Origin of the sequence: Parabacteroides gordonii MS-1 = DSM 23371 (assembly GCF_000969825.1) — a bacterium.
Classification (GTDB): Bacteria; Bacteroidota; Bacteroidia; order Bacteroidales; family Tannerellaceae; genus Parabacteroides; species Parabacteroides gordonii.
The window spans coordinates 1,393,216-1,416,388 of the sequence record NZ_KQ033919.1 but is presented as its reverse complement, the minus strand read 5'-3'; the positions used below and the strand labels follow the sequence as shown (position 1 = coordinate 1,416,388).

Below are 23,173 nucleotides of genomic sequence, written 5' to 3'. Positions count from 1 at the left end.
AAATCAATGGAATATTATTATTGGATGGTGCGAGGCTTTCCATCTTTGAAAAGCAAGAATTCCAATGTGTGGAAACCACGGGCACTCTGAGCTTCTTCCACTGCATCGTCATCATCTCCTGTACCCCATTCCAAATCGCTGAAGTTGCCGGAATCCAGAATTCCTACGATTCTAACCTGGTCGAGAGGCCAACTGTCCATATTGGGGTCGAGGCCTAAATGATCTACTGGGCCAAACAGGAAGGCTTCGCTCTTTTCCCATGGTTCACGGGCTACCAACCATGCATCGCAAGCATTACTGAAATTAATATCGCTCGGATTATTTCTGAATGTCGTAATTGAATTGAGCAAAGCCGTATTTTGTTCCATGAGTGATTTGTAAGTCGGTAATACAACCCCATCTACATAATTATCAACGATGGCATCCAGTATGCTGTCGTATGAATTGGCTTTATAGGCATCGTCAGCATAGCCTTTCAAGCTTTCAAATACATTTGTTAATGTTTCGCAGGCATCCATGGCAGCACGAGCTTCGTTGCTGTTGATGTTGTTGCGGAAAGGTTGCGGGATAGCCTGGATTGCGGTTGCTGCATTTGCGATAGCCGTTTTTACTTGTGTATCGAGATCGGCATTGGTTGTAGCAACCAGAGCTGACAACGAATTTTTATGAATTGTTCCGTCCAATGAACCATAATAAGCGTTACGGATAGACCAGATATTATTCGTATAGTCGTCGCGTGAATGCCAGCTATACCATGACTCTACGGCATAAAGGGCCTCTGTCGTATTACCTGCAACGTATTTGCTGTATGGATCACCGATCTTAGCGTTACCAACTTCATCTGCAATTGTAATGCATCCTTCTATAAGTTCGTCTACACAATTAAGTGCACTGGTGTATACAGAGTTATGATTTTTGAAAAGAGAAGCGAAACTTTCACCTCCTGTATAACTTTCACTTTCATACTTTGTATTCCATGCGTTGTAAAGGGTGGTAGCATCATTCTTTAATAAGTTTGCTACATTATACATGTAATTGCCCCAACTTACTGCATTTTCAGCAGTATATTCAATGTTAGCTGCGTCTGGCTTGTCATCCGGTTTCGGATCATCGTTATCACTGCATGATATGGCTGTAAATAACAGCCCTAATGCACAAATAGCTGAATAAAAGAATCGTTTGTCCATGTGTCTAATTATTAATATATTATTGCTCTTTATTTATTTATAAACCAACCGATATAAGCTATACCGAGGCTAAATTCATTTTCGCTGTTATATTTCCCTCCTCCGATCTGGCGGGTTGCATAATCCGCTTTTACTACCAGGTTAGGCAGGGCATACCAGTTCAAACCGGCGGTCCACATGCTTACTTGGCATCTTTTTTCCATCGTCTGTCCGCTTTCACCTTTTTCCTGAGGGTTGTAATATTCGTAGCGGGCAAAAGGATAGATGGTCGGTATTTTGGCATTCTCTTTAAAGAACGAACGGATGTTAATACCCACTTCTCCACCGTAGCTGACTGCGTTTTTGGCAATAGGTGTCAATCGGCTGTAAGGCGATTTGCTGGATTGTTTACCGTTCCAGTTACTAAGTTCTTTGGAGTTTCCCAGGTTCCCGTAGAGGATGTTTCCACGGGCAGTTACATATTTGTTGCGGAATTGCAGGTCTGCTGTATATATGCGGACCGGTATTCTGCCGACACCTGCATAAGTCGTTGTTTTGTCGGAGTTGGCTCCGGCATCATTGCAATAATACATGGAACCTCCAATCTTTAATCCGGGGATACCTTCATAATTCAAACGGCCTACATAAGCCGGTGAAGTGAAGTTGTCCGCTTCGAAAAGGCCTTGTTTTCCACTGGCAACCCATGTGTCGCGATCAAAGCCGTTTGCATTCAGACCGGCAACAATGAGTGCCTGATAACTGAATTTGGTATAGTTTTTACCGAAAGTACCGAAGAACTCAATACCGTTTTCATGCCAGGTAGAGGGCAGAAGGGTTGTTTCACCTTCCGGACGTGAGGTTCCGAAGAAGTTGATCGGCTCATGATGTTCGTTTGTCAATCCGACAGGTACGATAAGATGTCCCGCACGTACATTGAAGGCTGGGTGAATCAGGCGGGTGATATGGAATTGTTCAAGAGCGACTTCTCCACCCTTTTCTATTTCCGTTTCATATTCGCCGTTTTCTTTTTGTTCAAGTTCGACGGCTGAGCCTGTACCACCTGCTTCAAATTCTATTTCGGCTCCCAGTATCCATTTGGAATTGAATTTGTAGTCGAATGCTAAAACGAAGCGAGGGATAGATATCGAATTCCGGTTGTCTTTTGTATTACCATAGGTAACTCCGGAAAAACGATTGATGCCATAATCCATAAAATTAGCCAAGATCTCTCCATAACCGCCGAAGCGAAATTTTTCATAACCGCCGGCATAAATTTCAGCCGATTTCTCTGATGCTGTAGGTGTTTCTTCGTTTTGTGCCAGGGCCGTTGCGCAAGACCCAAGTAGAGCGACAACCAGTAAGTTTGTTAATTTTCTCATTGCCTTTTTTAATTTTGGGCAAAATTAGGGCGGTTAAAAAGTATGCGCAATCGCATATTGTAGGTAAAATAAGGACAATCTTACCTATTTGTAGGTATTTATGGGTGTTTGAATAGATATTTGTTATCTGATCTAATGCCTTGTAAAGGCGTAATGAATACAAGGAGATGTTAAAAAACATAGCTGGTAATTGCTTGCCGACAATTGTCTGCAAGCCTGCCCACAACTATCTGCAAGCTTGTTGACAATTATAGACAAGCTTGCAGATAATTATCAGCAACAAATCTCTTAGCAGACAATTTTATCCCTTCTCGTTTAATAGTCTTTCAAGTAAGGCTTTCTCTTTTCCATTAGTCGGCATACGTTTGTATAAGGATGCATTTTTTGTCTTATAATCCCTATTAATAGTTAGAAACAGGTGCGTTTTACATATATATAGGTATTGCGTGCGTCTTTACGTGCTTTTACCTTTGTCGCATCAATTAAGTTTTACTATTAGTATAATCGTCCGACCAAAACCCGATTTGTTGATTTTTATGTACACCTATTATTTAAGGTAAATACCCGTGAAAGGGATTTTTTATTGGTTGTCCCTTTCATATATAAAGATGAGCCATCCTGTGAAGAATGGCTCTTTTTTGTTTGTCGAAGGAAGCATTTTTCTTCATTATAACACGGAATAGGTAATGGAACGCTCTTTTTTACTATATAATAGGTATTGTGTACTCTTCCTGACAGCTCTATCTTTGCAACATAGAAAAGAAAGTAACACTATTAGTATAATCGCTATATCAAAACCTTTTGCTAATTATGTAAGCATATAAGATGATTAAACGTGTGTCGGAATGTTTTATTGGTTGTTTCCGACATAAAAAAGGAGCCCGCCTGTGAAGGATGGTTCCTTTTTTATTTTTTTGAAGTTATTTATGAACCTTCCTGTTTGATACCTATATCAGGCGATAAGCCACAGTATATCTGCTGTTTTAGTAACTATTTGTAGGGATTTTGACCGTTGGGAATACATGATGTATTTACTGATTGTTTCGCATGACATATAAATAACGTACCTTTGCATCGAAATTAAAACCGAAGTAAACAAAATAAGGTATGAAGTTTGAAAACGAGAACTGGGCGCAGTTCAAAGGCGAAATTTGGAAAAGAGAGATTAATGTAAGGGATTTTATCCAAAACAACTACAAACCTTACGAAGGGGATGACTCTTTCTTGAAAGACTCCTCAGACAAGACGAAGAAAGTTTGGGATAAATTGACCGAAATGTTTAAGGTTGAAAGGGAGAAGGGTGTTTACGACGCTGAAACAAAATATCCTCAAGGTATAGATACTTACGGGCCAGGTTATATTGACAAAGAAAACGAAGTGATTGTCGGCCTGCAAACCGATGCCCCCCTGAAACGCGGTATCTACCCGAAATGTGGTACCCGCATGGTGGAAAACAGTCTGGAAGCTTACGGCTACAAACTGGATCCGATGACAAAAGAAATCTTCACGAAATACAGAAAGACGCATAACGAAGGCGTATTCTCCGCTTATACAGATGAAATGGTCGCAGCACGCCGTTCCGCCATCATTACCGGCCTGCCGGATGCTTACGGACGCGGACGTATCATCGGTGACTACCGTCGCGTGGCCCTGTACGGTACAGAGATCCTGATCGCAGAAAAGAAACATTATCTGAAAAGACTCGATATCCAGGAGCTGACCGAAGAGATCATCCAGAGCCGTGAGGAAATATCCGAACAGATCAAGGCGCTGAAAGCATTCGAAAAGATGTGTGCCGGTTATGGTTTCGATGTGACTAAACCTGCTAAGGATGCACGCGAAGCCGTTCAGTTCGTATACCTGGGGTATCTGGCTGCGGTGAAAGACCAGGACGGTGCTGCCATGTCATTGGGACGCACTTCTACTTTCCTCGACATCTATATTGAAAAAGATATCCGTGAAGGCAAACTGACGGAAGAAGAAGCACAGGAGTTGATCGACCAGTTTATCATCAAACTGCGTATCGTTCGTTTCCTGCGTACTCCGGAATATAACGACCTGTTCTCAGGCGATCCTGTTTGGGTGACTGAATCGTTAGGCGGACAGGGTGTCGACGGCCGTTCATTGGTGACGAAGACATCTTACCGTTACCTGCATACATTATATAACCTCGGCCCGGCACCGGAACCCAACTTGACGGTTCTGTGGTTCAACAACGCTCCTGAAAACTGGAAACGTTTCTGTGCAAAGGTTTCTATCGATACTTCCGCTATCCAGTATGAGAACGACGACCTGATGCGTCCGGATTATGGGGACGATTACGGTATCGCCTGCTGCGTATCTCCGATGAAGATCGGTAAGCAGATGCAGTATTTCGGTGCACGTGCCAACCTGGCTAAGTGTCTGCTGTATGCCATCAACGGTGGCCGTGACGAAAGATCAGGTGTACAGGTGGCTCCGAAGTTTGAACCGATCACCAGCGAATACCTGGATTACAACGAAGTGATGGAGAAATACGAACAGATGATGCGCTGGCTGGCTAAGGTCTATGTGAACGCACTGAAGATCATCCATTACATGCACGATAAATATGCTTACGAAGCATTCGAGATGGCTTTGCATGACGGTTCGGTGGAACGTATCCGCGCCACAGGTATTGCCGGCCTTTCTATCGTGGCAGACTCGTTGGCCGCTATCCGCGATACAAAAGTAAAAGTGATCCGCGACGAACGTGGCTTGGCTGTCGGTTTCGAACGCGAAGGCGATTATGTTCCTTTCGGTAACAATGACGACCGTACAGATAGCATCGCTGTCGATATCACTGAAAAGTTCATGGAATATCTGCGCCAGCACCAGACATACCGCAATGCCACTCCGACACAGTCTATCCTGACTATCACCTCTAATGTGGTATACGGAAAGAAAACTGGTGCAACTCCCGACGGTCGCGAAGGCGGTACACCGTTTGCCCCGGGTGCCAACCCGATGAACGGACGTGATACCAAAGGCGCTATCGCTGCACTGGCATCGGTTGCTAAACTGCCGTTCCAGCATGCACACGACGGTATCTCTTATACATTTGCCGTTTCCCCTGCCACATTAGGCAAGGAACGTGATATCCAGATCGCCAATATGGTCGGCCTGCTGGACGGTTACTTTACGCCTGACGGCGGACAGCATCTGAACGTGAACGTATTCGACAAGGAACTGTTGCTCGATGCTATGGATCACCCGGAAAACTATCCGCAGTTGACGATCCGTGTATCAGGTTATGCCGTGAACTTTGTGAAACTGACACGCGAACAGCAGTTGGATGTCATTTCAAGAACAATCAATCATTCACTTTAATGATTGGACGCATACATTCACTAGAGAGTTTCGGGACCGTTGATGGTCCCGGAATTCGCTTTGTTGTTTTTATGCAAGGCTGTCCGCTTCGTTGTCTGTACTGCCACAATCCGGATACCTGGGACAGCAAAGGCGGTGCCAAATATCAGATGACACCGGAAGAACTGTTGGCAGAGGTTTTACGATATAAGAACTTTATCGCCAAAGGCGGCGTGACTGTCACCGGGGGAGAACCCTTGTTGCAGGCTGAATTTCTCAAGGAGTTTTTTCGTCTTTGCCGGGAAGAAGGTATTCATACGGCACTCGATACTTCCGGCTATATCTGTACCCCGAAAGCGTTGGAGATATTGGAATATGTCGATCTGGTTTTGCTGGATATAAAAACGATAGACCCCGAACTGCATCCCCGTTTAACAGCAGTGAAACTGGATAATACGTTACGTTTCCTGGATGAACTGGAGAAACGCGGTATTCCCGTATGGATACGCCACGTCATCGTTCCCGGGCTGACGGATAACGACGAAGCTCTGGATCAATTAGCAGAATACATCAGCCATTATAAAACCGTTCAAAAAGCAGAACTTTTGCCTTACCATACGATGGGTACTTACAAATACGAAGCACAAGGGATCGACTACAAATTAAAAGATGTAGACCCTCTTTCCGCCGAACGTCTGGCAAATGCGAAAGAGATCTTTAAGAAACACGGTATAGTTATTTGACCTTACTCGATCGGTTCTCTGCGAATCTTTACCGGTTCCCTGCGGATTTTATTGACATAACGGACACTGTCATTCTCAATGCTGCTGACATCTCCCTGGCAGTTGGTGAAGTATACATAGTGTCCCATATCCATGAACCGGTATACTTTACAACCGTCGTGTTCAAATAAATACTCGACCTTATAGGTGGGATTATTATCTGAAGCCGATTTGGCAATGGGTGTTCCTGCCAAACCACAAGCGGAAAAACCGAGGGCGCATGATAACAGCGCACCGGCCGATAAAGTTAAAAAGCTAATTCTCTTCATATTTCTGTCGCTTTTAGTTGATGCCCAAAGATAGCGATTTTCAAAGAATACAGTATTAAAGCGTGATAAATTACCTATAATCAGGTATATTTTTATTGCCGGAAAAAACATAGCTTTGTCCCATATTGTTACTCTGATAAAAGAAAGAATATGGAACAACATCATCACGATCATCACCACCACGAGATAACCTCCCTCAACAAGGCTTTTATTATAGGTATCACCCTGAACCTGGCGTTTGTCGTAGCCGAGTTTGTGGCAGGCTTCTGGTATAACTCGCTGGGACTGCTGTCCGATGCGGGGCATAACCTCGGGGATGTGGCCAGTTTGGTACTGGCTATGCTGGCATTCCGGCTGGCGAAGGTACATCCTACCGGCAAATACACGTATGGCTACAAGAAAAGCACCGTGCTGGTTTCTTTGTTGAATGCCGTCATCCTCCTGGTGGCTGTCGGGATCATCATTGCTGAAAGTATAGGGAAACTGATGCACCCGCGTCCGGTCGAGGGCGACGCTATCGCCTGGGTGGCAGGTATCGGGGTTGTTATCAATGGGATTACGGCATGGCTGTTTATGAAGGACAAAGAGAAGGATCTGAATGTGAAAGGCGCCTACCTGCATATGGCGGCTGATGCGTTGGTATCGGTCGGTGTGGTGGTCTCCGGTATCGTGATAGCCCATACGGGATGGTATATTATCGACCCGATCATCGGATTGCTGATCGCCATCGTCATTATTGTTTCCACCTGGGGATTGTTGCGCGACAGCCTGCGTCTTTCACTCGACGGTGTGCCTATGGGGACGGATATAGACAAGGTGGAAGAGGTGATCCATGCGGTAGAGGGAGTGAAAGGAGTGCACCACCTGCATATATGGGCGATCAGCACTACCGAAACAGCCCTGACTGCACATATTGCCATCGAAAATGTATCGGATATGGAACGCATCAAACAAGAGATAAAACACAAGCTTTTGCATGCAGGCATCCAGCATGCCACGCTCGAATTTGAAATGTCCGGCATCAAGTGCAATGGCCGTTGTTGTTCAGAGGAATAGGGTGGGATAATAAGGTTGATTTACTGATACTCAAAGATTTTGTCTATGACCACATAAAACCTTTCGATTGGATTTTTTGTTCTTACCTCGAATCGGCAACTTATCTTTGCACCAGTAACAAAAACAAATAGTAATAACAATAAAATAGTAAATCAAATGGAACCTATTATCAATTCACAAGCACCCGAGTTTAAAGTACAGGCATTTCAGAACGGAAGTTTCAAAACTGTAAGTAGCGACGACATCAAAGGCAAATGGGCTATCTTCTTTTTCTATCCGGCAGACTTTACATTTGTTTGCCCGACTGAACTGGTAGACATGGCCGACAAATATGCACAGTTCCAGGCTATGGGCGTAGAAGTTTATTCTGTAAGCACAGACTCACACTTCGTACACAAAGCATGGCACGACGCTTCTGAAACGATCCGTAAGATCAAATACCCGATGTTGGCCGACCCCACAGGCGCTTTGAGCCGCGCATTCGGTGTAATGATCGAAGAAGACGGTATGGCTTACCGCGGTACATTCCTGGTAAACCCGGAAGGAAAGATCAAATTGGCAGAAATCAACGACAACGGTATCGGCCGTAACGCAGACGAACTGCTTCGTAAAGTGGAAGCTGCTCAGTTCATCGCAGAACACCCGAGCGAAGTTTGTCCGGCTAAATGGAAAAAAGGCGGCGAAACGCTGAAACCGAGCATTGATCTGGTCGGTAAGATCTAATAGTAAAAAGGGAAGGCCGGCAATCAAATGTCGGCCTTTTTTGTTTGGAAACAATTAAAACAAAGGATTTATTATGTTAGACTCAGCGATGAAAGACCAGTTATCCGGCATCTTTGCAGGATTAACGACAAACTATATATTTGATGTCACAGTAGCTCCGGAACATGAAAACCGCCATGAGCTGCTCGAACTACTGAACGATGTGGCCTCCTGTTCCGACAAACTGTCCGTGCAGGTAACTGATGGCGACGGCCTGGAATTCTCCTTGTTGAAAAATGGCGAAAAGACCGGCATTAAGTTCCGCGGCGTCCCTAACGGCCATGAATTTACTTCCCTGCTGCTGGCCATCCTGAACAGTGACGGCAAAGGAAAGAACATTCCCGACGAGAGTATCTGTAATAAGGTAAAGGCGCTGAACGGCCCGGTCAAACTGACCACTTATGTGTCGTTGACCTGTACGAACTGCCCCGATGTGGTGCAGGCTCTGAACGTGATGGCAACGTTGAATCCGCAGATCACCCACGAAATGGTGGACGGCGCGATCAACCAGGAAGAAGTGGAAGCCATGAAAGTGCAGGGTGTCCCTTCCGTATTTGCCGACGGCAAGCTGATCCATGTAGGACGCGGGGATTTCGGCGAACTGCTGGGTAAACTGGAAGCCCAATACGGCGTGAAAGAAGAAAACCTGCCGGTGGTGGAGAAGAACTATGACGTAATCATTGTCGGTGGTGGCCCTGCCGGAAGTGCGGCTGCCATCTATACCGCCCGTAAAGGGTTGAACGTAGCGGTCGTTGCAGACCGTATCGGCGGGCAGGTGAAAGAAACTGTCGGTATCGAGAACATGATCTCCGTGTCGCAGACGACAGGCCAGCAACTGGCACTCGACCTGATGGCGCACATGAAGGATTATCCGATCGACATCCTCGAACACCGCCGTATCGAAAAGGTGGAACTGGGAGATCGTGAAAAGCTACTGACCACCTCTACCGGTGAAAAGTTGATTGCCCCGGCCGTTATCGTAGCCACCGGAGCCAGCTGGCGACGTTTGAACGTCCCCGGCGAAACGGAATACATCGGACGCGGCGTAGCTTTCTGTCCGCATTGCGACGGCCCGTTCTATAAAGGCAAACGTGTGGCTGTTGTCGGTGGCGGTAACTCCGGTGTCGAGGCGGCTATCGACCTGGCCGGTATCTGCTCGAAAGTGACGCTACTGGAATTCGCAGACGAATTGAAAGCGGATCAGGTCTTGCAAGACAAAGTAAGAAGCCTGCCGAATGTGGAGATCTTCATGCATTCCCAGACGATGGAAGTGTTGGGTAACGGGGAGAAAGTGACCGCTATCCGTATAAAAGACCGTAAGACAGAGGAAGTGCGCAACATCGAACTGGATGGTATCTTCGTCCAGATCGGCTTGGCAGCCAACAGCGGCCCGTTCCGTGACGTGGTAGACACGAACCGCCCCGGCGAGATCGTGATCGACAGCCATTGCCGTACGAGCGTTCCCGGTATCTATGCGGCCGGCGACGTTTCTACCGTACCTTACAAGCAGATCATTATCTCGATGGGCGAAGGTGCGAAAGCGGCGTTGACTGCTTTCGAAGACCGGATGCGCGGCATTATCTGATAAATATTATTACGTAAATAAAAAGGTGTCCCTGATAGTCTGCACCACAGACTAAAGGGACACCTTCTTTTTATGCACGGAATTTCGCAGTTACTATAAGATCACTTTATACCGCGTATCGGCTATCTGTACGATATAGATACCGGAAGGCAATGGCCACAATGTATCTCCTGCCGGAATCTCCGCCTGTTTAACCAGTGAGCCTGCCAGATTGTACACCCTTGCCGTTTGCCCGGTTACGGTACTGATATGCAGATTGCCTTTGGCAGCCCACACCTTGACCGCATCCGTTGCGACTACTTCGTTGCCTACCGGATCAGGGTTCTTCACGATACCGTCGATAAAGATCTCCACATCATTACGCACATACTTCACGATATAAGCACCGTCGCTGCTGCGTGGGGTGATGGTTTCGCCCCGGTCGGTCGTTATTACAGGTTCGGATTGATCGTATTCTTTATCTAGTGTGAGATAGAAGCGGAAGCTGCCCCATGCTTCTACTTCGTATTCCCCTGCTACCGGATCAGTCGTAGCCCCTTCTACAACGGGAAGAGTCACCGTGTAGTAGACTGTCGGACTTGGATCAGGAACGGGGTCAGGATCGGGAGTGACAGGTGGTGTTGAAGTTGATTCGAATGTAGCCGAAAGGGTAACATTCGCAATGACCGTATGCGTATTATCGATCGGAGCATCATCCGCTGTAAACGTTTTAAGTTGGAAGCCGGCGGCAGGAGTGGCTGTTAAAGTCAAAACGGTGTTGCTTGGAATATGACTGTTTTCTCCATCAACCAATGAACCTCCCGTATAAGTGGCAGTAATCGTTCCGTTTGCAGTCGGTTGGGTAAGCGTCACCTTAAAAGTTTGATAAGTTGCTTTCTTTAGATTATCGGCCGGTTGCTGAGTCCCTTTATCGATAAAGGCTTGCAGGCGGGGTAATAAAGTCGGGTCTGTTGTCATATTCCAAACAGTTGTAGAGCGTGTGGCAGGGAAGGGATACATGTTGCCTTCCCATACGGCTCCATCTGTCTGGTCTGCACCTTCATTTGTCCATGTGCCGGGGATAAACAGCGTGGCATAATTGTTGGTCAATATCCCGGTGTTTTCACCCGTGATACGGCCTTGTCCGGTTGTACCTGAAATGCCCTCTTTGTTTAAAGCCAGACAGTTTTCGATAGTTCCGGTATTTGTGCCCGAAATACCTCCGGCTTTATTGCTTGCATCTGTTTCTGCAATCTTTCCGATAGCATAACTGTTTTGAATAGTACCCGTGTTACTGCCGCTAATACCTCCTATGGATGCATTGGTTGCTCCGGCGATCTCGGTTGTGGCATAGCAATTGGTTATTGTTCCGGCATTGCTTCCGGTGATACATCCGGCGGATAGACCGGTAATTTGGCCGCCCGTAACGAAGCTGTTTTCAATTGTTGCCCCTGACTCGCATTTACCGGCTATACCGCCGCTTTCTGCTGATCCGCCCTCGGCGATTACTTCATCTTTAATCATAACTCCCAGATTACTGACTTTTGCACCGGATTTTAAATTTGCAAACAATCCGGCTGCTTCTGCACTCTTGCTTTGCGGAATCTTCAGCCCTGAAATAATATAGCCGTTGCCATCGAAAACTCCGGCAAAGTCTTTAAGCGGTGTCCAGTCAGAAGTCAGTTCAAAACTGTTCATCATTATGAAGTATTTATTCTGATAAGAAGAACTGGTAATCATTTTCAGAAGATTTTCATTCTTTACCTGATAAGGACTACCTTGACTTCCGTCTCCAGTCCATATAAATTCGTCTTTTGCCGGACTCTCGGCTCCGTTTATCAATGTCGGCAGATTATCGCCGTTCAAGTACCATCCGGCGGTACCCCAATCCGCTAAGGCATTACCGGGGGAGTCGTTGAAATTATCCTGTGTCAGGAGTATGCCGTTTTTATCGTTTCCGCCGGGGACAATCAGATAGGTCGTTTTAGGGCCTGGGCCTGCATCTGTGGTTATTGCTGTCAGAGGAGAAGAAAAGCAATTTGTATAAATAATGCTTCCGCCGCTTTCTAATGCTACAAGGTTACCTGCTTGAGGTGAGTTGCTGTTTGGTGCATAGGCTGATATGTTTTTACAAAGCGAGAAACAATTAGTTAAATTGAGTGTTCCATTATACTGCCGTCCGATAATTCCCCCGGCAGCAGCATGTGCTGCACCATAATCCGTTCTGGCTGTAACTGTATTTATGCAGGTATAACAATTCGTAATATTGATTGTAGTGTTGAGTATTGAGATCCATCCGATCAATCCACCTGCCAATGCGTCATCCGATGTGTATTTACTATCTATCAAACTACCGGTAACAAAGCAATTTTTGATAGTGATTGTTAGAGAACCGGAGCTATCAATGTTTCCTGCTAATCCTCCGACATACGTTCCGCTTATACCGGCTTTGCCGATTGATATGCCCAGGTTTTTGATCGTCCCATCCGAATAGAATGTGCAATGACCAAAGAGCCCGGCATAATAGTGTGCGGTTTCTTTTGATATGTATAGATTACTAATCGTATGGTTATCTCCGTCAAAATTACCTTGAAAGGAATTACTTGCTCCTATTGGTGTCCATGCTTTATCATTCAAGTCAATATCATTAGTCAGCTTAAAGTGTTTTCTGGTAGTATTAAGAGAGTTTTCATTGACCCCTTTTGCCAGATAGGCCAGTTCCGCGCCGGAACTGATTAGATAAGGAGTAGCTTCGTTTCCATCACCTCCGCTAAAACCATTGGCAATGCTTCCATCCCAGACATCCGCCTGCCCCCATCCTGTAACCGGCAGCATGCAGCATGCGACCGCTATTAACAGGCAGCGGCAAACCATTCGTGTAAAAGTTGTTTTCATTCTGAATTATGTATTATTATTTAGTAGTTGTTTATTTTCCGGTTAGTGCGCTCACCGCACCCCCTCGGGTGCGGTGTCTGCGCATTAGTTAGTGCGGTGCGTGCGCACGAGTGGGTGCGGAGGCCGCACCTTACCGGGTGCGATCATTCGATTACCGGGCGGTCATCCTCACCGCTACCGCCGCCGTTACCAACCGTGAGTAAATAAGGGAAACGGTTGCGGCGAACCTCTTTGAGCAGCGTCTGCCGGTTGTTTCCGTATTGGGAAGCGATTTCCAGATAATACTTACCGTCAGCCAGTGACGGAATGATAAAGGAGAAATAAGAAGGATCGTTGCGGGAAACGGCTGTCATCGGAACGGCTGTTTCCGTATCATCACCCTCTTTCACAAAGAAGAAACCGACCGTGCTGCCTTCGGTTCCGGCAATCTTAACACGTTTACCTTCGCCATTGAGGGTATTTCCCGGAGTGATCTTTCCATTTACTTCACCGGTAAATATATCGGTCACTTTCGTGATGGTAGGAAGGCCTTCCACCACTTCACCAACGATTACGCTGATGCCTTTCATATCCTCTTTCACTTCTTTGATAGGTGTGCTGCGGAGGGTTACGTTATTCTTTGCCGGATCGAATTTGGCCTTCGGGCCGATAAAGGAGCCGTCTATCCCGAGAGAGTTGTTTGTCAGGCCGAACTCTACGGTAGAACCGGAGTACAATTCTTCCTTGGCGGTCGCTTTCAAATCGTTGTGGGCGGCCAGTAATTCGGAAGCGGAGAATTTACTTTTACCGCTTGCGGCGATATTACAGAGGTCTTCGATCGAGCGGCTTGCCACGTAAGTAACGTTGGCAGTGAAGTCGTCTTCACGCTCTGTCAGCATGTTAGCTACTAAAGTGGCCACAATGCTACGCTTTTTAGGTTCATTAGATGCCATAAGCTTTATTAATTTTAATGAGTTCTGTATGAACTACGGTAGCAGTCTTGATAATTAAGTTGTGTCGGTTGCGAATCTTGTTGAAAGTTCTATCAATTTGGGAATATGTCAGTTTATCGAAGTTTGATCTGATTACCTTATGATACCATAACGGTACCTTTAATAGGAGTGAAAAGCAGATAAATAGCTCTGTTTTTTTATGGGAACCTTGATTATTAGTTTATAATAAGTGTTGTGTTTGTCAATAATTCTTATCTTTGCCTCAAACAAACAGAGTTCATACAGAACTAAGTTATTTTTAGTAAGAATAATACACGAAATTCTCCTGTATCTTAGCGAAGAACGTTTAACTTTGTTGCCTTTAAGGAAACTATTTTATTAATTCAATCCGTATAATTATGTCGATGCATGCAATAGAAAGCCTGGTGGAGTATTCTGTAAAAACAGTGGCAACCGCTTCTCCTGTTCCCCCTTTAGCCCGTAATATTTGTTTCAGCCTTTACGAACTCCAGAATCTACTGGATTGTGGATATACCGTTTTGCGGGTCAAGGATGAACTGGTAGCACTTGGTTACCTTTTCCTGCTGCCGCCGGAACAGTTGCCGGAGCCTGAATGCAAGGCTGCCAAGAAACTCGCCAAAAAAGGGGGCTTTCTGAATAAAGAAACTTATTTCGATCTGCGTTCCGGATGTTGCTGCGTCACCGCCGGTTCGAAGTTATGGAAGAAACTGCTCGATCTGGGGATCCTTCCTGCATCGGCCAAGACTGAACTGCGCAAACTCGATCCGGTGGAGCTGGCGGAGCTTATTATCCCCCTGGCTTCAAAGGCTCTTGCCGAAGGTGATAAAACGGCGGCTGATACGATGGGGCTCTGGTATGCCTTTTTCCCTTTGTTCTGCGTAGTAGCCGGTATCGACGATAGTAATGCACCGGCACCGGAAAGGATACAGGCATTGCTCAAACAACTGGCCATCCCCGAAGTCTTTAAAGCGGCGGGAGTTTATGGTGACGATATGGATTTCGAAGACGGTGAAGGAGACGAAATGACCTTCCTCGCCGATTGGGCTACTCCGTTTAACGAATGGAGGAGAGAATCGCCGGATTCTTTACATCCGGAAACCTGCAAGCAGATGGTCTATGATTTTATTATGAAGCATGAGTATGTTGAGGCCGACCGCTATGCTGCCTTCCTGCCGGACGGGCCGGATTGCACGAGGCTTATGCATCGCTGCCTGATCACGATGGCCTGTTATAACTGGCTGAAAGCGAAAAATCCGGAGCAGCCCGTGACCCTTCCGGAAAGTATTCTTACCCTTATCCAGGCAAAGGAAGGTTTCGAATATATGATGGAGAGGTTTCCTGCCTCTGAAATGAGGACGATATGTAATATGAACCTTATCAAGTCTCATTTTTTGCTGGGAGAGATTACCACGGCGATCGATTTGCAGCGAGCCATGTTTGCCAATGTCCTGCCTTCGATCAATCGCATCCGCAACATGAACGAAAAACGGATAAGGCAGGCGTCACTGGCGGTTAACTATTACCGGGAGCTCAACGATAACATCCCGAATGACTATCCAGGGAAAAAGGAATTGGTACTCAACAGCATGCCTGATCTGATGGATCTCTTCACCACCCGCGATGTGCTCAGTGAATTCCTCCCCCTGCGTCCCGATATGGCAGAAGACCTGGAGGAATGTCTCAGCATGGCCAACCAGGTTATACAGCAGTTGGAAGAACTGGCTGATTAGTGGGATTGTTGTTTATATCATAATAAAAGAGGGCTGATTCCGATTGGAATCAGCCCTCTTTTATGTTTACAGACTTTTCTGTGGATAGAGTGCTTCCCACCATTCAGGCTGTTCTTTCAGCCATTTGGCGAACCAGGCGTAGATGGTGTTGTTCCATTCTGCGCGTTTCTTATAATCGAATATCTGATGGTTTTGTCCGACTACCTGGATAAAGGCGGTTTCCTTACCGAGCAGTTTCAGGGCGGTAAACATCTGGATACTTTCTCCGACAGGTACGTTTGTATCGACGGAACCGTGCAGGAACAGGATCGGTGTGTTGATCTTGTCGGCATGGAACAGCGGACTTTGTTCTACATATATATCACGGGCATTCCAGGGATAGCTGTTGGCGGTGGCCAGTGAACTGTAGGAATATCCCCAGTAACCCTCTCCCCAGTAGCTTGTAATATCGCTGATACCGGCATGGGAGATCGCGGCGGCGAACAGATCTGTTTTTGTTTGCAGGTATTGTGTCATGAATCCACCGTAAGACGCTCCGATACAACCGATCTTTTTGGTATCGACGAAGCTATGTTCTGCGCAGAACTTCTTTGTGCCCTCGATAATCTCGTCTCCTGTACGTTTTCCCCAGGCATTGACGTGGCGTGCGGAGAATTCCTGTCCGAAGCCGGTTGCCCCGCTGGGCTGGATGATGTAAACGATGTATCCTAATGCGGCATATGCATGCGATGGGTAACGGTTTTCAAGCGAACGTTCCGTCGGGCTTGTGCCGCCGTAATAGTTCACGATCAGCGGGTATTTCTTATTCGGGTCGAAATGCGGGGGCAGATAATAGCGTCCGTAGATCGTGTCACCTGCGGCAGCCCGGAAGTTCCAGTCGCGCACTTCGCCCAGCGTAACATCTTTCAAGATCGTTTCCGACAGGTCTTTCAGGCAGACAGTCGTGTTCTTTTTCAGGTTGACGGAGTAAAGGCGCTGCGAGTTGGAAGCACTTTCGCCGAAGTAAACCAGTTCGGGAGCCGAGGTGGCGATCGTGAAATCCGACAGGATATCTTCTTTCAGCGGAATGGGGTTGATCTTTCCGTTGGACGGGTTGAGTACGTACAGGCGGACACAGTCTTTGTCTTCTCCCTGAAGATAGATTTGCTTGTCGTGTATGTTCCAGATGACGGACTGGATAGACGGGTCGAAGTCTTTGCTTACCGGGGTTACTTGTTTGCCGGCCAGGTCGTAGATGAACAGTTGACCGTCGGCAGTATTCGATGTCTGTCCCGGTGCGATGTTCAGTCCGATGCCGCCGAATGCTTCTCCCGAACCTTCAATAGCCAGTTGCGTCCCGTCGGGGGAGAAGCTGGCGGAACCGATGAACGGGTCTTTCAGGATCTCTTCTGTCTGCATCGTCTGCAGATCCATCCGGTAAAGAGTCGTCGTGCTGAACGGGCGTTGGGTCAGGGTGCGCTCGCGGCTGGTGAACAGCAGGTAACGGCCGTCTTTGGAAATATCGTTGATGGCTGTCGAGTTATGTCCGTAAGTGAGACGTTCGAACAGACCTGTTGCTAAGTCATACTTGTGCAGGAAAAAGCGGTTGCGCCATCCCGGTTGACGGTCGTCGGGGACGATGATTTCTTCCATATCCTTGTCTTTCTTGGGGCCTTCTTCCGATACCATAAAGATCAGATAATCTTCGGTCGGGGCGAAGACGAACCATCCGTCGGGTAGATTGGCGGAGAGGATCGTTTCTGTTTTTGTAACCGGGTCGATGCTTACCAGTTCCTTGCCTTGCAGTCCTTTGCGGGTATAATACAGGCGGTTGCTTTGGGGCATCCAGCTATAATTGTTAGTACTGCTTTCAACCAATACCTGTCCGCTGGCCTTGTCGGTAACCTGTTGGTACGACGCTGTCTCGCCGCCGGGGAAGGTTGTCTGGTAGGAAGTCAGCAAATATTTACCGTTGGGGGAGAGGCTTACCGAGCGGAAGCGGGTTCCGTCGAACACCTCGCTGATGGTGTACCGTTTCTCCGGGTCGGTGGTGGCTGTGACGGTGGCTTCGGCTTCTGTGTCGAAAGTCACTTTCAGGGAACCGGCTTTGTCTTTTCCGGCAAGGTATTTGATCACGACCTCGTAACGGTGGGGTTCGAGCGTCAGCGCAATCTTGCCGTCGGCAGGCGTTTGCTTTTCATTATTAATATATACCTCGTATGTTTCCGGCCCTTTTACCTGCAGGTTGCCTTTTACGTACCGGTCACTGTTCAGGTAGAAAGAGGCCAGTCCGATCTGATAGGGCAGGGAAGAGGCGGGGAGTAGTCCTTCTCCGTTGGCGTTGGCTTCCAGTATTTGTGTGCTTTGGCGAACGTTACTGAACGGGATGGCTGTTTTAAGTAGTTCTTTTTCCGTAAACTTCTTGCTGTTTACATCGAGACTGTCGTTGAGGAACGGCTTCTTTACTTCGTAGGGGCCGGCATGTCTGAACTGTTTAACAATGACCTCTTCAGCAAAGAGGTTGCAGCAGGAACAGATAGCGGCCAAAAGTAACATGTTTCTTTTCATGGCGGATGCTGTTTAATATTTCCTGCAAAGGTATTTATATTATATGTAGTAGTAAAATAAAGTCCGGACTTTCACAAGCCCGGACTATCGACTAATTTATTTATCTCGGATTCGGTTCGAACCCGCAGTCTTCTTGTTCGCGCTCGGGGAGAGGCATCAGGTAAACCCTCCGGTTGTCTTTTGTTATGCCTGTTTTGTCGAGTGCGGCCTTTACACGTGAATTATACTGGTTGGCTTCGTACACCTTTTCCGTACGGATAAGTTGGAACCATCTTTTGAATTCGGCGAAGAATTCCCAGCCCCTTTCGTCGAATACGGCCTGGTCGAAGGCTTCTTCGTTTAAGCCGGTTGCGAGGTTGTTGTCCGTACCTCCCATTGCCCGGCGGCGGATCTCGTTGATACATTTATAAGCCAGTTCATTCGGGCCATGATCGGCCTTGTTCTGGGCCTCGGCATAGGTTAGCAACACATCTGCATACCGGTAGAGAGCTGTGATACCTGCACTTTGTGCACTTGTCTTAGTACCATAATCACGGTATTTATTGACTGCCGGTGATTTCATGGCACTGTTCTGGTAAGGTACTTCTTCCCCGTCTTTCTTGACAAATACGGTTACATAGTTGAATGCCTTGCGTTCGTCGTTCGGGTAACGTTCGTAGAATGCCGCATCCGCCAGGTAATCGCCCCAGCCGCCTTCTTCTTCAGAGGTCATGTATGAAATGCCGTAGTTGCTGGCCTGTTCCGTAACGGAATGGTTAAGGGCGAAGATATGTTCCTGGTCGTCACTTTTGGTTGCTTCCTTCCAGAGGTCTTCGTAATGGGCGACGAGTGAGAAACCACCGTTGTCTATGATCTCTTTCGCCTTGTCGCGTGCAAGTGCATAGTTCTCTGTCTTTTTCAGCGGCCAGCCTGCCATTGTCAGATAGACGTCCGCCAGGCATGCTTTGGCTGCCCATTTGTTGGCGGTAGAGTTTTTAGCAGCGGTTCTACCACGGTTAGGCAGATATTCTTCTGCCACTTTCAGGTCAGGGATGATGATAAGATTGTAAATATCTTCCACCTTGTTTCTTGTAATATTGGTGTTTCCCAGTATATCGGCCGTACATTTGGAGTCGGTAAAACCGGGTACGTCGCCAAACCAGCGTACCAGTTGGAAATAGGCGAATGCACGCATGAAGTGGGCTTCGCCCATATATTGCTTTTTCTTATCATCCGGAAGGTCGGTTGTTACAGTCAGTCCTTCGAGTAGCTGGCTGCATCCCTGGATCACAGCGTACATATTCTGCCAGATAGTTTCCGTGTCTCCGTTGAAGGTCGTACCGTCGATCATCAGCTCATCGGCGATGTAGTGGCGTTTCTGGGGAGAACCGCCGATCAGGTCGTCAGCTCCCAGTCCGAGGATTTGCGGACGGCAATTGAACCCCCAGTTATTCCACCAGAGTGTTTTGTATAATCCGTTTGTCAGGCTGACAACGTTTTCTTCACTGTATTCGATATTCTCAGGAGTGAGGAAGCTTTGCGGCTCCTGCATCAGATCCACACATCCGGTGAGTGTAGCGCAGGCAATACATACTGTTATAATAGACTTTTTCATGATCTTTTCTGTTTTTAATGATTAGAATGAGAAATTTAAACCGACCAGATAATTCCGTCCGTTAGGGTAGTATCCGTAATCGATACCGGAAGTCAATGGGCTCTTCAGGGATACTTCCGGGTCTATTCCCGAATATCCGGAGAACAGGAAGGGATTCTGTACGGAGGCATAGATGCGCACGTTACCCAGCTTAGCTTTTCTAAGTAAGGATGTCGGCAAAGTATATCCGAGTGTGATGCTTTTCACTTTTACAAAGTCTCCCTTTTCTACATATTGGGAAGAAGGTGTTTTTGCATTTCTGACAGTGATGAACCCTGCGATATCAGAGTTCTCGTTTTCCGGTGTCCAGCGGTTCAGCCATTCCGGATTCGGGCCGAGCGACATCGGGTTTTGTCCGGCGCCGAAACGTGCTTCGCGGGTATAATTATAGATATCGAAACCGTGTACACCGATAATGAAAAGGCTCAGGTCGAAATTCTTGTAGTTGAACGTATTGTTCCATCCCCATTGGAAAGAAGGCTGTCCGTTGCCGATAACCGTTTGGTCTTCCGGTGTGATCTTGTTTTCCGGATCTCCGTCCAGGTTCTTGAATTTGTAGGAACCGGCCTGTGTCCCGGCGGGAGCGTTTGCCAGTTCGGAGGTTTTCCATACACCGTCACTTACATATCCCCACATGGTGCCCAGCTTCATACCTTTGATATTACGGAAATAGTCATTCTGGTATCCGCCGCTGATAACGGCATATTCCTGGTCACCGTTCAGTTTTTCGATGGTGCCTTCGTTATGGGAGAGGGTGATGTTAGTGCTCCAGCGGAAATCTTTGGTGACAACCGGGTCTGCCCCGATCGTGACTTCATACCCTTTGTTCTGTATTTCAGCAGCATTCATCAGGCGGCTGGAGAAAGCGGTGTACATCGGCGCGTTAACTTCGAGTAAGGCATCTTTGGTGCGCTTGTTGTAGACGTCGACAGAGACAGTCAGCCGGTTATCGAAGGCTCCGAAGTCGATACCGCCGTTCCACTGTGTGGTGCGTTCCCATTTCAGGTTTGGTGTGCCTAGGCGTTTAGTGGTAAGGGCTAATGTTTGGTCTGCATTTCTTTTGGCCTGCAACTCCGTCCATGCCGAATAAGCAGCTACACCCTGGTTACCGGTTTCACCGTATCCGCCGCGTAGCTTCAACTGGCTGAGGAAACCGACATCTTTCAGGAATGACTCTTCCTTGATGTTCCAGGCAAGTGCAACGGAGGGGAATTGCTCCCAGCGGTTGTCTTCCGACAGGTTGGAAGAACCGTCGTATCTCCAGGAAGCTGTTAGCATATAACGGTTCATAAATACATAGTTGATGCGTGCCATATAAGATAGGATCGTGGACTTGTTGCGCCCGGATTCGCCTTCGGAAGTGGAACCTAAAGAAGTGTTATTGGCTCCCACTATATTAGAAACCAGCCATTTTGCACGTGAGATGTTGGTGAAATTGTTGCTGTATTGTTGTTCCAGTACGGCTGTGGCGTTGATACGGTGCTTTTCGTTGAATTCTTTCACATACGAAAGGATATTCTGGTTTGTCCAGCTGTAGTTCTGGCCGGTTGTTGCATTAGCCTGGCTCATACCCCCATTGTTCCAGCCGCTGAGGCTTTCGGATGAATCGGTATTCAGGGCAGAACTGTTACCGAAATAGAAGCTTTGGTTCATGCGGAAGGTCAGTCCAGGAAGGATTGTTGCTTCCAGGTATCCTTGCAAGGTCGAGCCGTAGCTGTAACCGTCCTTGTTGACTTCCCATATCTGTCCCATCGGGTTATAGGCTTCACCGAGTAAGTTCATATTATTGTAGTTACCGTTCTCGTCTTTCGGCTGTATCGTGTTGGGCTGGTTCAATGCTTCATTCAGGATACTTTTCCAGCCGGAGAAGTTCGGCCCCTGGCTTTTGGAATAGCTGCCGGTGAAGTTAAGGCCGCCTTTCAGCCATTTCAATATCTCCGTGTCGACCTTCAAACGGTAGTTTATCAGTTCGCGCTGAGACTCTTTGGCGATACCTTCGTTATAGTTGTAACGGCCGGAGAAGATAAACTGGGTCTTATCGCTACCGCCGGATACGGAGAGTTCGTGTGTATGCTCGATAGCCGGGTCTCTGAATATGTTGCTGATATAATCATATCCGCCACCGTTGTAAAATCCCTGTATCTCTTCCGGCGTATAGAATACTTTGGTGTCTTGTCCGGCACTGGCATAAAATTCCCTTCCGTAAGCATTCGCCAGTTCGGCAAATTCGCCCGGGGAAAGCATGTCAGGCAATGAGTAGGATTTCTTGAAGTTCACATAGCCGTTATAGTCGACACTTACTTTACCGACTTTCGGTGCCTTGGTGGTAACAAGGATGACCCCGTTGGCCCCGCGTGATCCGTAGATCGCTGTGGCGGAAGCATCTTTCAGTACCTCGACCGACTGGATATCTCCGGGATTCAGTGTATTTAAAGAACCGCCGATAAAGCCGTCGATCACTACCAGCGGGCCGCCGTCTGCTTTGATGGAGTTCGCTCCGCGGACGCGGATCGTTGCTGCGGAACTCGGATCACCGGAGCCGGACACGATACTTACACCGGCCAGGCGTCCCTGCAATGCGGTTTCTATATTGGCGGTCGGCATACTTTTAATTACATCCTCAGCTTTGACGGAAGCGACGGCTCCGGTCAGATCGGATTTCCTTTGTACGCCATAACCGACTACTACGACTTCTTCCAATGCCTGTGAGTCGTCTTCCAGCCGGATAACAAAATACTTTTTACCGGCTACCTTCACTTCCTGCGTTTTGTAACCTATATAAGAGAATACTAAAGTAGCATTGCCGGCTACATTATCGAGTGAGAACTGTCCGTTGATGTCTGTAATGGTTCCCGTGTTGTTTTCCTTAATAACAATGTTGGCACCGATAACAGGTTCACCATTCAGGTCGGTGACGATACCTGTAACTGTACTGACCTGTGCGACCAGTTGCTGATAAAAGATGGTACAGAAGAGTAGTACCCATGCTCTTTTCAAGAATGTTTGTGATTTTGACTTCATAGAGATTTCTTATTAAAGTTATTTTATGATGCAAAAGTGGCATAAAAGGCAGGTCTCGGATTTCAAAATCATTCAGAAGGTGTATAATT

General features: G+C 47.2%; 14 protein-coding genes. 6 read left to right on the top strand and 8 right to left on the bottom strand.

The features are described 5' to 3' along the window. Positions 1 to 17 precede the first annotated feature (17 nt). Positions 18 to 1,187 carry an imelysin family protein gene (locus HMPREF1536_RS05765; protein WP_028727758.1) on the bottom strand — a complete coding sequence of 390 codons (1,170 nt, stop codon included), beginning with the start codon at positions 1,185 to 1,187 and terminating at the stop codon, positions 18 to 20. Positions 1,188 to 1,216: 29 nt separating this feature from the next. Continuing rightward, positions 1,217 to 2,545: a hypothetical protein gene (locus HMPREF1536_RS05760; protein ID WP_028727759.1), complete on the bottom strand. Its 1,329-nt coding sequence runs from the start codon at positions 2,543 to 2,545 to the stop codon at positions 1,217 to 1,219. Positions 2,546 to 3,652: 1,107 nt separating this feature from the next. On the opposite strand from HMPREF1536_RS05760, the gene pflB reads away from it, so the two are divergent. Continuing rightward, positions 3,653 to 5,893: a formate C-acetyltransferase gene (gene pflB, locus HMPREF1536_RS05755; protein WP_028727760.1), complete on the top strand. Its 2,241-nt coding sequence runs from the start codon at positions 3,653 to 3,655 to the stop codon at positions 5,891 to 5,893. After that, positions 5,893 to 6,615, top strand: a complete 723-nt coding sequence (gene pflA, locus HMPREF1536_RS05750; RefSeq protein ID WP_028727761.1) for a pyruvate formate-lyase-activating protein — start codon at positions 5,893 to 5,895, stop codon at positions 6,613 to 6,615. The genes pflB and pflA overlap by 1 nt, the downstream gene beginning before the upstream one ends. A 2-nt stretch (positions 6,616 to 6,617) precedes the next feature. Here pflA and HMPREF1536_RS05745 read toward each other — a convergent pair whose 3' ends face one another. Next, positions 6,618 to 6,923 carry a DUF4884 domain-containing protein gene (locus tag HMPREF1536_RS05745; protein WP_028727762.1) on the bottom strand — a complete coding sequence of 102 codons (306 nt, stop codon included), beginning with the start codon at positions 6,921 to 6,923 and terminating at the stop codon, positions 6,618 to 6,620. Positions 6,924 to 7,073: 150 nt separating this feature from the next. Between HMPREF1536_RS05745 and HMPREF1536_RS05740 the strand changes: the two genes are divergently transcribed. The 3 genes from HMPREF1536_RS05740 to ahpF all read left to right on the top strand — a co-directional run bounded on the left by HMPREF1536_RS05740 (position 7,074) and on the right by ahpF (position 10,326). Beyond that, complete coding sequence (locus tag HMPREF1536_RS05740; RefSeq protein WP_028727763.1) at positions 7,074 to 7,979, top strand: cation diffusion facilitator family transporter; 906 nt, start codon at positions 7,074 to 7,076, stop codon at positions 7,977 to 7,979. A gap of 156 nt (positions 7,980 to 8,135) precedes the next feature. Beyond that, a complete protein-coding gene (gene ahpC, locus HMPREF1536_RS05735) occupies positions 8,136 to 8,702 on the top strand; it encodes an alkyl hydroperoxide reductase subunit C (RefSeq protein ID WP_028727764.1) in 567 nt (188 codons plus the stop codon). Between the two features lie 73 nt (positions 8,703 to 8,775). Further along, positions 8,776 to 10,326 (top strand): alkyl hydroperoxide reductase subunit F, encoded by a 1,551-nt coding sequence (gene ahpF, locus HMPREF1536_RS05730; RefSeq protein WP_028727765.1) that lies wholly within the window; start codon positions 8,776 to 8,778, stop codon positions 10,324 to 10,326. 93 nt (positions 10,327 to 10,419) lie between these two features. Here the strand turns inward: ahpF and HMPREF1536_RS05725 are convergent, their stop codons facing one another. Beyond that, positions 10,420 to 13,200 (bottom strand): DUF6383 domain-containing protein, encoded by a 2,781-nt coding sequence (locus HMPREF1536_RS05725; RefSeq protein WP_150115605.1) that lies wholly within the window; start codon positions 13,198 to 13,200, stop codon positions 10,420 to 10,422. A gap of 143 nt (positions 13,201 to 13,343) precedes the next feature. After that, entirely contained in the window at positions 13,344 to 14,132 is a 789-nt protein-coding gene (locus HMPREF1536_RS05720) for a DUF4469 domain-containing protein (RefSeq protein ID WP_028727767.1), read from the bottom strand. A 398-nt stretch (positions 14,133 to 14,530) separates the two neighbouring features. Between HMPREF1536_RS05720 and HMPREF1536_RS05715 the strand changes: the two genes are divergently transcribed. After that, positions 14,531 to 15,883, top strand: coding sequence for a hypothetical protein (locus HMPREF1536_RS05715; protein WP_028727768.1), 1,353 nt, complete (start codon positions 14,531 to 14,533; stop codon positions 15,881 to 15,883). A gap of 66 nt (positions 15,884 to 15,949) precedes the next feature. Here HMPREF1536_RS05715 and HMPREF1536_RS05710 read toward each other — a convergent pair whose 3' ends face one another. The 3 genes from HMPREF1536_RS05710 to HMPREF1536_RS05700 all read right to left on the bottom strand — a co-directional run bounded on the left by HMPREF1536_RS05710 (position 15,950) and on the right by HMPREF1536_RS05700 (position 23,084). Beyond that, positions 15,950 to 18,430, bottom strand: coding sequence for a S9 family peptidase (locus tag HMPREF1536_RS05710; RefSeq protein ID WP_028727769.1), 2,481 nt, complete (start codon positions 18,428 to 18,430; stop codon positions 15,950 to 15,952). 100 nt (positions 18,431 to 18,530) lie between these two features. Continuing rightward, the gene (locus HMPREF1536_RS05705; protein WP_028727770.1) at positions 18,531 to 20,024 is read right to left on the bottom strand and encodes a RagB/SusD family nutrient uptake outer membrane protein; all 1,494 of its coding nucleotides are present in this window, start codon (positions 20,022 to 20,024) and stop codon (positions 18,531 to 18,533) included. Between the two features lie 21 nt (positions 20,025 to 20,045). Continuing rightward, positions 20,046 to 23,084: a SusC/RagA family TonB-linked outer membrane protein gene (locus HMPREF1536_RS05700; RefSeq protein ID WP_028727771.1), complete on the bottom strand. Its 3,039-nt coding sequence runs from the start codon at positions 23,082 to 23,084 to the stop codon at positions 20,046 to 20,048. Positions 23,085 to 23,173: the final 89 nt, after the last annotated feature.

What these genes read in the sequence shown, in the direction of transcription:
- HMPREF1536_RS05710 (WP_028727769.1), bottom strand. Translation starts at nt 18,430, where the DNA reads ATGAAAAGAAACATGTTACTTTTGGCCGCTATCTGTTCCTGCTGCAAC.
- pflB (WP_028727760.1), top strand. Translation starts at nt 3,653, where the DNA reads ATGAAGTTTGAAAACGAGAACTGGGCGCAGTTCAAAGGCGAAATTTGG.
- pflA (WP_028727761.1), top strand. Translation starts at nt 5,893, where the DNA reads ATGATTGGACGCATACATTCACTAGAGAGTTTCGGGACCGTTGATGGT.
- HMPREF1536_RS05725 (WP_150115605.1), bottom strand. Translation starts at nt 13,200, where the DNA reads ATGAAAACAACTTTTACACGAATGGTTTGCCGCTGCCTGTTAATAGCG.
- HMPREF1536_RS05700 (WP_028727771.1), bottom strand. Translation starts at nt 23,084, where the DNA reads ATGAAGTCAAAATCACAAACATTCTTGAAAAGAGCATGGGTACTACTC.
- HMPREF1536_RS05720 (WP_028727767.1), bottom strand. Translation starts at nt 14,132, where the DNA reads ATGGCATCTAATGAACCTAAAAAGCGTAGCATTGTGGCCACTTTAGTA.
- HMPREF1536_RS05760 (WP_028727759.1), bottom strand. Translation starts at nt 2,545, where the DNA reads ATGAGAAAATTAACAAACTTACTGGTTGTCGCTCTACTTGGGTCTTGC.
- HMPREF1536_RS05740 (WP_028727763.1), top strand. Translation starts at nt 7,074, where the DNA reads ATGGAACAACATCATCACGATCATCACCACCACGAGATAACCTCCCTC.
- ahpF (WP_028727765.1), top strand. Translation starts at nt 8,776, where the DNA reads ATGTTAGACTCAGCGATGAAAGACCAGTTATCCGGCATCTTTGCAGGA.
- HMPREF1536_RS05765 (WP_028727758.1), bottom strand. Translation starts at nt 1,187, where the DNA reads ATGGACAAACGATTCTTTTATTCAGCTATTTGTGCATTAGGGCTGTTA.
- HMPREF1536_RS05705 (WP_028727770.1), bottom strand. Translation starts at nt 20,024, where the DNA reads ATGAAAAAGTCTATTATAACAGTATGTATTGCCTGCGCTACACTCACC.
- HMPREF1536_RS05715 (WP_028727768.1), top strand. Translation starts at nt 14,531, where the DNA reads ATGTCGATGCATGCAATAGAAAGCCTGGTGGAGTATTCTGTAAAAACA.
- ahpC (WP_028727764.1), top strand. Translation starts at nt 8,136, where the DNA reads ATGGAACCTATTATCAATTCACAAGCACCCGAGTTTAAAGTACAGGCA.
- HMPREF1536_RS05745 (WP_028727762.1), bottom strand. Translation starts at nt 6,923, where the DNA reads ATGAAGAGAATTAGCTTTTTAACTTTATCGGCCGGTGCGCTGTTATCA.